A 13,717-nucleotide genomic window follows, 5' to 3' on the forward strand; every position below is an offset into this window, starting at 1 on the left:
CGGGCCACGCTAGCAGTGCTTGACGCACCCCGGGGCGTGGTGCCAGTGCGCTCACGCGACGAAGGTGACCGACGGCTGCCTCCCCGGCGGAGCCAGCCTTCAACGGCGGGGCGCCGGTGTGCGGCTCACCCGGTGTAGACCTCCGAGAGCGGAAAGACCGACCAGTCCCACTTCTTGTTGTCGTCGAGGTCTGCGAGGACAACAAGGTCCTCGTCGCCGCCAGCGCGGGCCTGCCTGCGTGCCTCGTTGATCACGACCAGCAGCGCAAGGTGGAAGTCCTCGGGCAGGACGGGTGCGGGACCGCAGAGACCCTCGCTGTCCTTGTGGGCCAGCACCACTGAGTCCTCTGAGCCGATCCGCGAGGCGGTGACCTTCTCCGTGGACGCCTGTAGATGGGTGATGGCGTCGGCGCGGACGAGGGACCCGGAGTTGCCCTCTTGCAGGTGGGTGCCGAGTACCCAGACGTCGGACATGCAGTTCCTCCCCGTGCAGAATGATCGTCTCGGCCATCCTGCATGACGGCGCCGACAATCCGGAATGCAGCCCGGTCCGACCCGCCTCTCGCCGGCCGTGAGAACGCACCGGGCCAACCTGATGGCATGGCCGCCGCCGTCACGTTCTCCTCGGTGTCCTTCATGGCCTGCCCGCACCCGGCCACCACCAGCGGCGTGGGCGGGGCGGTGCCGGGGATTCCGGCGGGGGCTCGGACGGAGGGGCGACGCGGTCGGGCGGCGTACCGATCTTGTGGGGGTGGACGCATGCCGGCTCTCCGGCCAGGGTGTACCGGTGTCCGTCGGCGGGGTCGAAGGGTGCTTCGCGGCACGGCCGGTCGTAGATCACGAACTGCTCGCGTGGGTACCGCAGGGCGGGGCAGATCCCGCAGAGGCGGTGGTCCGAGTCGGGGTCGGTGTGGGGCGTCTGCCCGTCCGTGACCATGGGCCAGCATGGCAGAGGCAGAGCCCGCCGCGGCCCGGAAAGAATTAAGTCGGGGCCAGACGACACGGACCCGAAGGTCCGTACCGGCCTCGGAGGACCGGCTTGGGCAAAATCGTCTGACCCCTCACCACAAACCACCAGGCAGGGTTCCTCAAACTCAGAGAGCGAGGTCACCCACAAGGAGATTCGTAGGAGTAACTATAGCCGGGTGGGAACTGCTCTCGGGCTCCGGCCGTACCTCGTCCGGGCGCCGCAGGTACACCGACTTCGCCCGCCGCCCGGACTCGCCGACCTTCCACGCGGCACGCTTCGATTCCTGCGCCCCCTCCATGATCGGAAGTCTCCGGGACCGTCCCGAAAGACGTTCGGGACATTTGCCACGTCCACCCATGCGAGTGAACGGGGAATGATCGAAGGGCAGTCGGCCGTGGCGCGTTCACCCTGATCATGGTGGGGAGCGAAGTCCGCGCCGAGATGGAGGAGACGCTGGTGGGAGTCATTGAACGGATGTTTGGCAAGGGGGAGCCTGACCCTCCGTACAGCGACTGGCCCGTGAGCTACGCCGCGTACCAGGCCGACCTGGCTGTGGCTGCCGGTATCGGGGTGGCCCGCGTGCGCTGTCACGGCCACACCTGGGCCTACCTGCTGGAGAACGTCGCCAAGGACGGAGAGAGGGCTTACACCACCGGGCCTATGAAACAGGGGAGCGCGTTCCGCCCGCCGACGGAGGACGAGGTCTCGCCCGACGACGACGGCATGGTGACGGTGCCACTGTCCGGCATCACCCTCGCCGCCGTCCTCAGCTGGTGTCGCAACATTCAGCACAGCGACATTCACAGCGAGTGGACGGCGACGGACCGGGCCATCGGGCGGCGCGTCGGCGCCGCGGTCTCCCAGGCTCTGGGCAACGTGGTCCCCTCCGACGCTGGAGCCAGCGCCACAGCCGTGGTGTACCTCGACGACCGGATCGCCGCGAAGGACACGACCGTGTGATTCGGCCGTGAGTCCGTACGACAGGGGTTCGGTCGGGCCGTCCCGGAATCGACCGATTCCGGGACGGCCGCCCGCCACGGCGTCCGGAGCACCAGAGGCGTCCTGAAAGGCGTCCCGGAACTCGCGGACGCGTCGGGGAAGCGGGACGGGTTTTCGGGACAGGCTGACCGCTGACGTTCCCGTACCGGGCAGTTTCGCCGAAGTCACCGCGAGGTGAGGGGAGGCTACGAGACGATGTCACGGTGCAGCTCCGGTACAACTACCGCTTTTACCCGCGGTTGGCCGCGCGCGAGGCGCTGGCCCGGTCCTTCGGGTGTGCTCGGGTTGTCTACAACGATGGCCTGCTCCTGCGGAAGCAGGCATTCGAGGCCGGCGAGAAGTACATCCCCAGCGGAGAACTCCAGAAGCGCGTCATCACCGCGGCCAGGCACACGCAGGAGCGGGCCTGGCTCGCGGATGTGTCCCACACGATGCTGCAGCAGGCCGTTCGCGATCTGGACGGAGCCTTCCGTCGATTCTTCGATTCGCGAGCCGGGAAGCTGCTGGGGCCACGGGTCGGCTACCCGCGCTTTCGATCGCTGCGGGACCGCCGGCAGTCGATCAGATTCACCCGCAGTGACTTCCGGGTCCTGCGCGATGGCCGGGTTCACCTCGGGAAGATCGGCAATGTCGAGATCCGCTGGTCCCGTCCGCTTCCCGCGCCCCCGTCGTCCGTGACTGTGCTGCTGGACAGGGCGGGCCGCTACTTCCTGTCCTTCGTCGTCGACGTCGACTTCCTACCTCTTCCGGAAGTGGAGCCGGAGGTAGGGATCGACCTGGGTCTGACTCACTTCGCGGTTCTGTCCGACGGCACGAAGATCGCCGCACCCCGCTTCCTGCGGCGTGCGGAACGACGCCTACGCAAGGCGCAGAAGAACCTGAGCCGAAAGGCGAAGGGGAGCATGAACCGGGAGAAGGCGCGTGTCCGTCTCGCACGGCAGCATGCCCGGATCGCTGACACCCGGCTGGACTGGCACCACAAACTCAGCACTCGCATCGTCCGCGAAAATCAAGCGGTCTTTGTCGAGGACCTGGCGGTGCACGGCCTGGCGCGTACACGGCTGGCCAAGTCCGTTCACGACGCGGGCTGGGGCCAGTTCCTGACCATGCTGGAGTACAAGGCGCGACGGCATGCCCGTACCTTCGGCCGGATCGGCAGGTTCGTACCCTCCACCCAGGTCTGCTCTGCCTGCGGCACCAACGGCGGAGCCAAGCCGCTAGGGATCCGTGAGTGGACTTGCGGCAGCTGCCACGTGACCCACGACAGGGACATCAACGCCGCGAAGAATATCCTGGCCGTCGGGCGGACGGACAGCCAAAACGCCTCTGGAGGGCAGGTAAGACCGGGTCTGATCCCGGCACAGCCCGGCGAACGAGGAACCTCCCGCGCGAAGTGCGGAGCGGACGTCAAACCTATGCATCTCGATCACCCCCTGACCGACGCCGAGCACAGGGGGTAGCGAGTCCGAGCCCCGACCCGGCGGAGCCCCATCACCACACATGCACGGTCAGCCCGTGAGTTCATGGACGGCGGCGCCTATCAGCGCGACCGGGTCGTCACCGGTGAAGTCGAACCACTCGCCGTGCAGACGGCGGCCAGCGAAGTGGCGATGCAGTTTGGCCTCCAGCTGCTTGGTGCCTGCGAACTCGGCCAGGACCGTGAGGGGTACCGGCGAGCCGGTCTGGAGGGAGCGCAGGCGCTTCGTGGCGTCATCGCCGGTGAACCCGATCTTCACCGGGCCAGTCGCGGGCGGTGCCGGGCTGATGACGTACACGGCCCCTTGGTGGGTGCGCCGGGGGACGGTCACCTTCGGTGCGGTGGCCTTCTGGATCAGCGCGAAGACGTCCACGGGATCCTGCGGGTACGGCGGGTCCGTGAGCCAGGAAGTGTCGACCTGAGGTACGGGCGGGGTCCAGGGCCCGCGAGTATCCAGTGCCTGCACCATCTCGCTTGCTCTGTCTCGCACTTACTGCCAGTCCTTCGATCGGAGCATACGAGAGGCGGGCCCCCACAGTGGGGGCCCGCCGTGCTGCGGGTGATCAGCCTGCGAGTCGGAGGAACGGCTGGACGTCGGGCATGGGGGCTTCCTCGCCGCCGTCCGGGTCCGGATCGAAGTCAGTGCCTGCCCGTTGGTCGAGCCGCCGGGGCGGGCGAACGCCGGCGTCGTACGTCAGCGGCCACAGCTCCGTCGCGGGGTCGTTGATTGTGTTGACCATGTGCGCGAGGGACTCGTATCCGGCGAGCAGCGGGTTGATGCGGTACCGGCCGGGCGTGGTGCGCGCGTGCAGGATCCCGCGGTCTCGGAGTTCACCGATCGCGCGACCTACACCGGACTGCTGTATCCCGAGCTTGCCGGCGATGTCCTTCTGCTTGACGACGACCAGGCCGCCGGGCTGCTGGCGGGAGGTGAGCACGTCGAAGACATCGCGAGCCGTCCCGGACAGACGGGCGTTGGGCAGGTTCTCCCAGATCGCAGGGTTGTGCACCAGGGGGATGCCGCTCAGGGGTTCACCGCTCATGGCTTCCTCGTCTCGGGCATGGGGATCACGATGGGCCGGTCCGTCAGCACCGGCCGCATCTTGTCTACCAGGGCCCGCTGACGGCGGCTTCCCCACCGGTACGCGGCGCCCGGGTGAAGCTGGTACAGGCCCTGCTTCGCCTTCCATGCGAGGTTGACGGCGTCGAGGGCCTTCAACGCCCGGTTGATCTTCGAGTGGTGGCAGTTGAAGTGCCGGCCGAGCTCGGCTTGCGTGACCTTCGTCTGGCCTTCGTCGTCGTGGTTGGCCTTGAAGTGGCTGAACAAGTGGTGTGACATCAGCGGCAAGCCGAAGCGCCACAGGTTGTCTTCGAGAGCGACCGATTCGGCGATGAAGAACTTGCCGCCCAGCAGGTTGAAGTCCTGCTTCTCCCCGTCCGAGGAGATCATGCCGCCCTGGCGGCTGATCTTGGAGAGGGCGTCCAGCAGGAACTTCGCCTGCGAGGCGCCTAGGGCATCGTCGATCTGGGGCTGCGGCGCCGCAAGCTCCAGCTTGAGTGCGCGCCCCTCCGGGTCGACGACCCTGCGCCGTGCTTGTGGCACCTGACCCGCTCCTTCAAGTTGTCCGCAAGCGCAGTATATCCAAGAGGGTATGCGATCCGATTACCCGCCGCACAACTTTCGTTGATCAACTTGCTTCCCGCAGCTTGTGCATGCTGCTGCACAAAACCCCGGGATTCGAGGGCATCCAGTTGTGCATGCATGCGCACAAAACTCTCGCGTTTCCGCAGGTCAGAGCGATGCCGCTATCTGTTAAGAGGGAACCCCAGCCCCGGGATGCAGGAACGCGCACTTCACACCGCCGGGACATACTCACCGAGCGGCAGCACCAGGGGCAGGGCCTCCTGCTGGCCTGCACCACGTGTCCGGATCGATCCTCCCACCGGCGTGGCGGCCCGCGTGCAGGGCCGCGCCGGGACTCCACCCCTCATGGACTTCACCGTGCGGCTTCCTACGTCAGGGGCTCTGCCCCCGACACCCCCGCCGGGGCCACGCCCCCCGGAGGGCGGTCGCGTCCCGCCCCCTAGGGCCGGGACGACGCCCTGCGGGCTCGACGTGGGGCGTGGCCGCTGCCCCGCCCTAGGGGGCGGGACCCCGCCCCCTCCCCGGTGGGGGGCGCGGGCGCGTCAATACGGCTCATCTCGCGCGGTACTGGGGCCGGGACGCCTTGGACTGGCGTGGCTGGTGCCCGGGGGTGGCTGAGGCCCACATGCGAGCCGTATGTCGCCCGCGGGCCGCATGTGGCTGGCTTTCGGTGGCACAGGCCCAGGATCATGAAGACGAAGGCTGCAAGTATTCCGAGAACAGGCCCCCACGCCGTAGGGGTTCAGCCGGCTGCCGAGAGGGTGAAGGCCCCAAACCTCACCTGTCAGGGATGAAGCCCGGAGAGCTAATACCCGGCGGCGGCAGCATCGGCCGGACATTGGCACGCCGCCGGGCAGGCCTATTCTCGCCCATGCGCCCACGGTGATGTCTCGGACCGCTTGGGCGCACTCCACGAGGACGCAGTGCTTGTCGAGGTGGTAGGCGTCGACGAGCATGAACTCGCTGAAGGTCGCGAAGCCCCTGATCGCCAAAGAACTAGCCGGCTCCCTGCCAGGGCACTGTCCAGTTGCGGACCTGGTCCTCCGGTGGCCGAGCCCCGCTGTTCGTGACCGCGTGGCCTACGCGTCCTCGGTCGCGGTGGCGAGGAGTCCGCCGAGCTGGATCTTGACGAGCTGGAGTGATGCTCGGGTGTCGTCAAGGGAAGTGGAGAGCAGCTCGGAGTGCTCGTTCGTGGCCGCCTGGAGCTCGGTGAACCGGTCGTAGAGCTTCCTGGCGTCCTCGGCCTTCCCGTTGCGCTGGGCCACGGCGATGTCCATGGCGAGGGCGTCGAGTTCCTCCTTGGCCTTGGTGGTGAACGCGATGATGATCATCTCGCGCATCTCATCCTGGTCCGGCAGCGGGACCCGTACGAGGTGACTGCCCTGGCCGAACCGTCCGACGAGCTCGCGCAGCGCGCCAAGGGCCTGGGCGTGCTGGCGGTGGACGAAGTACACGCCGCCGGTCGGGCGCACCCTGATGGCGCTCAGGTACTCGACGTAGCGGCGGACGACCGAGCGCAGCTTGTCGCTGGTCAGGTAGGTGCACCGGTGGCGGAAGGAGGCGTTGACGTCGGTGAGCATCTGCCGGACGGTGGTCTGTTCCGCCTCGGGGAGCTTGGCGATGGCGGAACGGTTCTCTTCGATGGTGAGCGTGCCGGCCCCTTCGGGGCTGTTTTCGGAGTTGTCCCGTTCGAAGGTGCAGGTCGCAAGGCGGGTGTCGTACTTGAGACTGGTCTGCTCCTCGTCGCGAACCTCTCGTACTACGTGCCGCACGATCTGTCCGCCGTCCCGGCGTACGGGACGGACCATCAAGGTGGCGGTCTTGACGAGCTGGGTGCGGCTGCGGCGCTGGCCGCGCTTGCTGGCGGGTCCGGTCGCGCTCGGGTCGTCCAGGGGGTAGGTCACCCGGACGCCGTCGGGACCGGTGACGCGCTCGAAGGCGTCGACGGGCCGGACGGGCGGGGGGAGGAGGTTCTCGTCCAGCTCCAGTTCGGTGAACCAGTCGACGAGGTCGTCGCGGGTGACCTTGCCGTCGAAGATCGAGTAGAGCACGAGGTGGCCGAGCAGCGGGGTGCCTTCGCCGTCCATTGCTTCGGCGTAGGCGTCGAAGACCGCGTCGCCGGTCTTGAGGTCCGGCTGCTGCGTTTCGGGCGGGGGTGTGGACATGTCGGTCGGCTCCACTGCGAAGACGGGCGGGCGGGTGGGTCGGGGCGAGCGCCGGGTCGTCAGATCAGGCGGAAGAGATCTGATACGGCCCGCGGGTCCGCGAGGTCGTCGAGGCTCCGGAGGTTGTCGCACAGCGCGTCCAGTACGGAGCCGGGCGCGGTCGATCCGCCGTTGCCGATGGCGATGCCGAAGGTGCGGAAGTCCAGCTGTCGCTTGACCTCGTGCCAGTAGTGCGCCCATTCCTCGCTGACCTCGCACTCTCCGTCGGTGATCAGCACGATGTCGCCCTTGGGCCTGCCGGCGTCGTTGAACTCCGCCTCCAGCACCTCGACGGCGGCGCTGAGGGGGGCCTCGAAGTCGGTGCCGCCGCCGAAGAACGTCTCGGCGAAGTCGATGACGTCGCCGATCGCGGCCTGTGCGGAGGCGGGGAAGGGGTGGACGCTGATCTCGCTCGCAGAGCTGAAGAGGATCCCGACGAAGTCGCGCTTGGACTGCCGGGCCTGGTCCAGCAGCGCCAGGGCGCACGCCTTGGCCCACGCCTCGGCGGTGATGTGGTCGGCGTCGGCACGGTGGGGGAAGGACATGGAGTACGAGGTGTCGACGCAGGCGATGATCGCGCCCTGTCCGATGGCCTGTTCGCCCTGGCTGTCGTAGAGCATGAGGCTGGCGTCGGCGTACTTGGCGGCGAAGACGGCGCGCATCGCGGGGATGCCGAGGTTGGCGAGTTCGGAGGGGACGACGCGGGAGAGGTCGTCGCCGAGGGTGATCCCGACCAGTTCGCCGGGGGTGTTCTCCACCCGGCGGGCGCGCTCCCCGAAGGCCATCATCCGGAATCGGCCGATGAGACCGGCGAACTCCCCGAGCCGGCCCGTGCGCAGCCGTTCCGCGAGTCGGGCCCGTTCCTCGAACGGCATCCTCTCCAGCTGGCCTGCGTCCAGCCCCCAGGCGCGCATCAGGCCGTCCTCCTCCCGGGCGGCCTCCGCGGCCTGGGCCATCGCGCGACGGACCGCCGTACGGATGGTGGGGGTCACGGCGGCCAGGGCCTGCGCGGCCGCCCCGGCGGCCTGCTGCGCTTCCTGTTCCGCGGCTTCCGCCTCCGCGATGGCCTCATCCACTGCTGCTGCCGCGTCACCGGGCACAGCTCCGTCTTCACCCTCGCGCTCCGCGGCCGCCTCCATGGCGGCCGCGACGGCGCGGGCGGCGTCAGCTGCCTCATCCTGCGTTTCGCGGGCCCGGCGACTCTCCTCCTGGGCGTCGCGGGTCTCCTCGAGCAGCCGCCGCAGGGCCGTGCCCTGGGCGAGGACGGCCATGGCGGCGGCGTAGGAGTCTCCCACCGTCTCGCGGTGCAATTCTTCGTACTCCGGGCTGCCGGCCATCGCCGTCACCACCTGGTGGTTGACCAGCCGGGACGGGTCCATCTCGCCGCGCTCGCGAAGGTGCGGGCTCGCCTTGAACGCCGCGAGGAACACGTCGCGCAGCAGGTCCTCGGTGTGGTCGTGGCGCTCGTTCAGGTCCTCGGCCAGGTCCTGGAGGGCGGTGGCCTGCCCCAGGGTCTCCTGCCAGGTCATGCCGTCGAACCGGTCCGCGGTCACGACCGCGGTGGCCTTCGGCTCCGGCGGTGTGCTCGCGAGGCCCAGCCACCGGCCGGCCCGCACGGCCAGGTCCTTGAGCTTGGTGATCTTCTTTCCCACCGGGCTCATCCCTTTCCCGGCCGTCAGGCCTGGACCATGGAGGCGTCGACGCCGAGGGCCTCGGTCAGAATGCGGGCGTGGACGGCCTTCTGACGGGAGATGACGCGGTCGATGGCGCTGGTGGAGCGGCCGGTCGTCTCCGCGTCCGCACGGAGCTTGTTGAGCTTCTTGGCGGCACGGGCGAGCTTGGGGTTCGCCTCCCTGATGGCCCAGTCCGACACCGTGTCGCGGGCCTGGCCGGCCTTGGCGTCGAGATCGGCCGCCAGTTCCTCGATCGCGTCGGCGAGGTCCAGGGCCTCCCTGGCGCCGGGGTTGACCATCTGGAGGACTTCCCGTTCCACGGTCGGGCGTTGAGCGGGCGAGTCCCACAGGACATGGGCGAGCACCGTGAGGTCGTTCTCGCTCACCTCTGTCCGCCCGTCCAGGAACGCGGAGGCCTGGAGCAGCCGGACGGACACCCGCCAGCGCCGGTCGGACGAGATCAGCTCGCGCCGGCGCAGCGCGGCGCGCAGGGTGCACAGGGCGTCCACGATCACGTCCGGAACGTCCACCGCGGGTACGACGGTGGACACCGCGGCTTGGAGCTCCGCCAGGGTGATGGTGGTACGGGTCGGGGGGTGGGGTGCTACGACGGCAGACCGGATCAGGGCCGCGAAGTTCGAGGGATCGGCAAGGTAGTCGACCTCCAGGCGGACCAGGAGGCGGTCGTAGATCGCGGCGGAGTCCTCGCCCGAGGGCAGCTCGTTCGACGCCGTGACGGCGCTGATCAGCGGGCAGTGGATCGGGGCGCCACCGTTCTCGGGGTGGTAGAGCCTCTCGTTGAGGTAGCCGAGGGTCTCGTTGAGCGCGGCGGTGCTGCACTTGAAGATCTCGTCGATGAAAGCAACGTGAGCGGTGGTGGCACGGCCGTCGTACACCTGGCGGTACTCGCCCCGGCTGAGCGCCGCGACGTCGATCGGGCCGAACATCCTGGTCGGGCTGGTGAACTTGCTGAGGAGGATCTCCCAGAGACTGGCGTCCTCGATGCGGCTCGTCAGCTCCCGGGCGAGCTCGGACTTCGCCGTCCCGGGCGGACCGAGGAGTAGCGAGTGCTGACCGGCGAGCATCGCGACGATCAAGGTCCGCACGACGTCGTCCCGCTCGTAGAACCGGGCGGACAGCTCGGAAGTGATCGCCCGCAACCGGACTGCGATGTCAGGCGAGCCTTCGAAATCACGTGCTGCCATGGCCAAATCCCTTTCACCGAGGCCCTGATGGGACGCTGCACAGCCTATCGGGCTCGGCGCAAAAACGTCCGTTTTTGCTGCACTCTTGAGAGGGATGCTGAGCCAAGCCTTCCCGAGGAAGCCCGCCTGGGGGTGCCGGTGAACCGGGCCAGGTTGTCTTGCATGAACAGGACGCTTCCCGGGCCGAAGGAGTACTCGGCGGGGCAATTCCTTGCAGCGCGGGCCTTTCGACGGGCCTCGAGCCAGTCGGCCGGTCGAGCGCTGCCGACTCGACGATCTTCGGCTCGGATGGGATTGCTCGCCCAGCGGCGAACCGTTTCCGGTCCTCGGAGGGCGCCGTATGCCGGGATGTGGTCGGCGAGTGGGGGCCGGCAGGCGTCCAACCCCCACTCTGAATCGACCAAGCGGCCCCCCGGCGAACCGAAGGACTACTCGCAACCGGCGCGAAAGCAGTGCGCCAGTAGAGACGTTAGCGAGTCCGGGGGCACCGATGGGGCCCGCGTGACAGCCCTGGCACGCGGGCCCCAGCAGCTGCATCGTGTCCCATCCGGCCCTGGCCTCGACAGATTCCGTTACCCCCACGCACACGCCCCGCCTGGGGCCCGGTGCCAGGGGCAGCGTCGGTGAAGGAATTCGGCGGGGGGACCAGTCGATGCCCTCGTAGTCAGAGGAAGACACGGTGCAGCCGGAAAGCAGAGAACGGCCCGGACGCGGGGGGGATGCGTCCGGGCCGTTCTGCACTCCACAGTAGCGGGTGGAAAACGACACGCCGTGCCATTTTCAATCATGTTGTCCAGGTTCAGCGGGTTCCTCGGGCTCCTATCCCTGTACGACCTCCACCGTGGCACCGAGCGCCGCAAGCTTGGGCAGCAGGCTGCCGTACCCGCGGTCCAGGTGGTAGACGCCCTGGACAGTCGACGTCCCCTCCGCCACCAGCGCCGCGATCACCAGCGCGGCGACGGCCCGGATGTCGTCACCGGCGACGTGAGCCGCAGCGAGCCGGGACGGCCCGTGCACGGTGATATTCGGGCCATCAGTGGTCACCGCAGCGCCGAAGCTGCGCAGCGGCTCCACGTGGGTGGCCCGCGCGGTGTAGATCCGCTCTTCGATGCGGGAGGTGCCCGGGGCCTGCGTGAGCAGTGCGGTCAGCTGGGGCTGAACGTCCGTACAGGTTGCGGAGACGGTGGCCATCTGCACAGGCCTGGGGCCGGCGGGGCAGCGCGCGAGCGTGCCACCGTCCTCCGGGACCAGCTCGATTCCGGCATCGGCGAGCATGGCCACGAGGGCAGCGGGAAACGTCGCGGTGGGTACGTTGTCGAGGCGGACGGTCCCGCCGGTGATGGCGGCGGCCAGGGCCAGCGTCGCGGCCTCCAGCCGGTCCGGCGGCACGGGAACGGTCCCGCCGGTGATGCGGTCGGTGCCGGAGATGTGCAGGGCGGCGCCCTCCCAGCCGATGCCGACCCCGCCCGCTTCGAGCAGGGCAGCGGTCGCACGGACTTCGGGCTCCGAGTTCGGGTTGACGATGGTGGACGTACCGCGGGCGCGGGCGGCCAGCAGCATCGCGGTGACCGTGGCCCCCAGGCTCGGCCCCCAGCCCTTCGTCATCACGTCGGTGGTGAACGGCGCCGGGCCCCCGCTGGTGAAGCGGGCATCGACGTGGGTGTCGGTGACGTTGAGGCTGGCACCGGCGGCCTCCATGGCGGCCAGGTGCCGGTCAATCCGGCGGTGGCAGAACGCGTCGCCTCCTGGCAGAGGGAACCGGACTCGCCCCGCGCGGGCGAGCAGCCCGGCCGCCATGACGGCGGTCGTGCGGATGCGCCCGCCCAGCTCGTCCGGGATGACCGGCTGCCAGGCGGTGGCCGGCGTGACCTCGAAGCGGTCGCCGCTGATCGTGGCCGTGGTGCCCGTGCTGCTGAGGATCTCCGCGCAGACCTGGGTGTCCAGGATGAGCGGGGTCCCGGTCAGGGTCAGCGGCTCGTCGGCGAGCACGGCGGCCGCGTACAGGTGCAGGGCCACGTTCTTGCTGCCCTGTACCGCGACGGTGCCCTCCAGGCGGTGGCCGCCGGTGACGCGGATGACGCGGGTGTCGGTGAGTGGCGACAGCAGAGTCTGAGCGTTCACGGGTTCCTTCCCCGGTGGCGTGGGACGTGACGGAGTACTGCTCGCGGCCCCGGCCGGGAACGCGGGGCCGCGAGCAGCACGGGGGCTAGTGCGTGGCGTTCACCAGCCGAGTCAGGCCGGGGTCAGGGTGCGCGCGCCGTTCCGGAGGCTCACAGACAGGGCCTCGTCCAGGGGGATGCGGTCGACGGCCCCGTACATGCGCGTGAACAGGCTGAGGTCGGCGGTGAACGAGTCGATCTCGTTCACGCGCGGCGCGGTGTGGGTGATGGTGCCGGAGCCGGCGGCGCGGATGACGGCGCGCGCCAGGTCGAGGACAGGGATCGCCGTGCCGGAGCCGCAGTTGACGACGGGCAGCAGTTCGGGGGCGTCCAGGATGCGGGTGAGCATGGTGACGGAGTCGTCGATATACGTCATGTCGCGGGCCTGCGTGCCGTCGCCGTCGATCGTCAGCGGCCTGCCCTCGGCGACGGCGGAGAGGAAGGCGGGGACGACGGCGTCGGGGTCCTCGTGCGCGCCGAAGGTGTTGAAGAACCTGACGACGCCGATCTGACGGTCGTCGTCGAGGAGAGACCGGTAGACGCCGACCAACTGCTCGGTGGCGACCTTGCCCGCCGCGTACGGGGAACGGGGAGCGTACGACGCGCTCTCGGCGAGCGGGCCGGACTGCTGACCGTAGACCTCGCACGAGGAGGCGAGCAGCAGCCGCCGTGCGGTCGAGCCGACGAAGCTGTGCAAGATGTGGCGGTCGACGGCCACGTTGTGCTCGAACCCGCCGATCTCGAAGCTCTCGGGGACGGACTTGAGCGCGGCCAGGTGCACGACCGTGTCCACGTTGTCCAGGTCCTGTGCGGTCAGCGACCGGACGTCGCGGACCTGGAGGTCCGTCGGGGGGCGGCGCCGGGAGGCGACCGACAGGTTGTCCAGCGGGGTCACCGCGTGCCCGGCGGCGCGCAGGGCCTGGGTGAGGGCAGATCCGATGAAGCCGGCGCCGCCGGTGATCAGGAGGTTCAAGGGTGCCTCCGCGAAGGGGAAGGGAGAGGCCGCCCGGCGATCGGGTGCAGGAGGTCCGGCACGGTACCGGGCGGCGTTCGCTCATGGTGCAGCGCGGGCACACCCCAAGGGGGGTGCCAGCAAGGGGTGCATTTCCGGGGCGGGGTACCAGGTTGGGGGGCCAGGATGGGCTCTCACACCGGCAGCAGGCAGAGGGGACGTGCCATGGTGGCTCCAGGCGGGATCGGCGTCTTACTCCGGACAATCCGCGAGGACGCCGACCGGACCCGGGAACAGCAGGGGGGTCTGATCGCGCGGGTGCACGGCCGGCAGTTTGATGAGGCGAACCTCAAACGGTGGGAGACGGAGCGGCGCTTTCCCGTCCCGCACTGGCACTCCACCATCGCCACCGTTTACGGGATCACCGTCGAGCA

Annotated in this window: 11 protein-coding genes; 2 read left to right on the forward strand and 9 right to left on the reverse strand. The window is 69.2% G+C overall.

What is annotated here, in order from left to right:
- Positions 1-125: 125 nt before the first annotated feature.
- Positions 126-473 carry a hypothetical protein gene (locus ACFRU2_RS31735; protein ID WP_382978660.1) on the reverse strand — a complete coding sequence of 116 codons (348 nt, stop codon included), beginning with the start codon at positions 471-473 and terminating at the stop codon, positions 126-128.
- Between the two features lie 910 nt (positions 474-1,383).
- Between ACFRU2_RS31735 and ACFRU2_RS31740 the strand changes: the two genes are divergently transcribed.
- A complete protein-coding gene (locus ACFRU2_RS31740) occupies positions 1,384-1,929 on the forward strand; it encodes a hypothetical protein (protein WP_382978663.1) in 546 nt (181 codons plus the stop codon).
- A gap of 242 nt (positions 1,930-2,171) precedes the next feature.
- Positions 2,172-3,428, forward strand: a complete 1,257-nt coding sequence (locus tag ACFRU2_RS31745; protein WP_382978666.1) for an RNA-guided endonuclease InsQ/TnpB family protein — start codon at positions 2,172-2,174, stop codon at positions 3,426-3,428.
- A gap of 48 nt (positions 3,429-3,476) precedes the next feature.
- Here the strand turns inward: ACFRU2_RS31745 and ACFRU2_RS31750 are convergent, their stop codons facing one another.
- The 8 genes from ACFRU2_RS31750 to ACFRU2_RS31785 form a co-directional block, all read right to left on the reverse strand.
- Entirely contained in the window at positions 3,477-3,935 is a 459-nt protein-coding gene (locus tag ACFRU2_RS31750; RefSeq protein WP_382978669.1) for a GIY-YIG nuclease family protein, read from the reverse strand.
- Between the two features lie 73 nt (positions 3,936-4,008).
- Positions 4,009-4,488 (reverse strand): hypothetical protein, encoded by a 480-nt coding sequence (locus tag ACFRU2_RS31755; protein WP_382978672.1) that lies wholly within the window; start codon positions 4,486-4,488, stop codon positions 4,009-4,011.
- Positions 4,485-5,048 carry a hypothetical protein gene (locus tag ACFRU2_RS31760; RefSeq protein WP_382978674.1) on the reverse strand — a complete coding sequence of 188 codons (564 nt, stop codon included), beginning with the start codon at positions 5,046-5,048 and terminating at the stop codon, positions 4,485-4,487. Before ACFRU2_RS31760 ends, ACFRU2_RS31755 begins: the two co-directional genes overlap by 4 nt.
- Positions 5,049-6,169: 1,121 nt before the next feature.
- A complete protein-coding gene (locus tag ACFRU2_RS31765; protein ID WP_382978676.1) occupies positions 6,170-7,255 on the reverse strand; it encodes a DUF6744 family protein in 1,086 nt (361 codons plus the stop codon).
- 59 nt (positions 7,256-7,314) lie between these two features.
- Positions 7,315-8,955, reverse strand: coding sequence for a VWA domain-containing protein (locus tag ACFRU2_RS31770; protein ID WP_382978678.1), 1,641 nt, complete (start codon positions 8,953-8,955; stop codon positions 7,315-7,317).
- A 14-nt stretch (positions 8,956-8,969) separates the two neighbouring features.
- A complete protein-coding gene (locus ACFRU2_RS31775) occupies positions 8,970-10,172 on the reverse strand; it encodes an AAA family ATPase (protein ID WP_382978680.1) in 1,203 nt (400 codons plus the stop codon).
- An 819-nt stretch (positions 10,173-10,991) separates the two neighbouring features.
- The gene (locus tag ACFRU2_RS31780; RefSeq protein WP_382978683.1) at positions 10,992-12,293 is read right to left on the reverse strand and encodes a UDP-N-acetylglucosamine 1-carboxyvinyltransferase; all 1,302 of its coding nucleotides are present in this window, start codon (positions 12,291-12,293) and stop codon (positions 10,992-10,994) included.
- 111 nt (positions 12,294-12,404) lie between these two features.
- A complete protein-coding gene (locus tag ACFRU2_RS31785) occupies positions 12,405-13,304 on the reverse strand; it encodes an NAD-dependent epimerase/dehydratase family protein (protein ID WP_382978685.1) in 900 nt (299 codons plus the stop codon).
- Between the last annotated feature and the right edge of the window lie 413 nt (positions 13,305-13,717).

Origin of the sequence: Streptomyces sp. NPDC056883, from assembly GCF_042788835.1 — a bacterium.
Classification (GTDB): domain Bacteria; phylum Actinomycetota; class Actinomycetes; order Streptomycetales; family Streptomycetaceae; genus Streptomyces; species Streptomyces stoeckheimensis.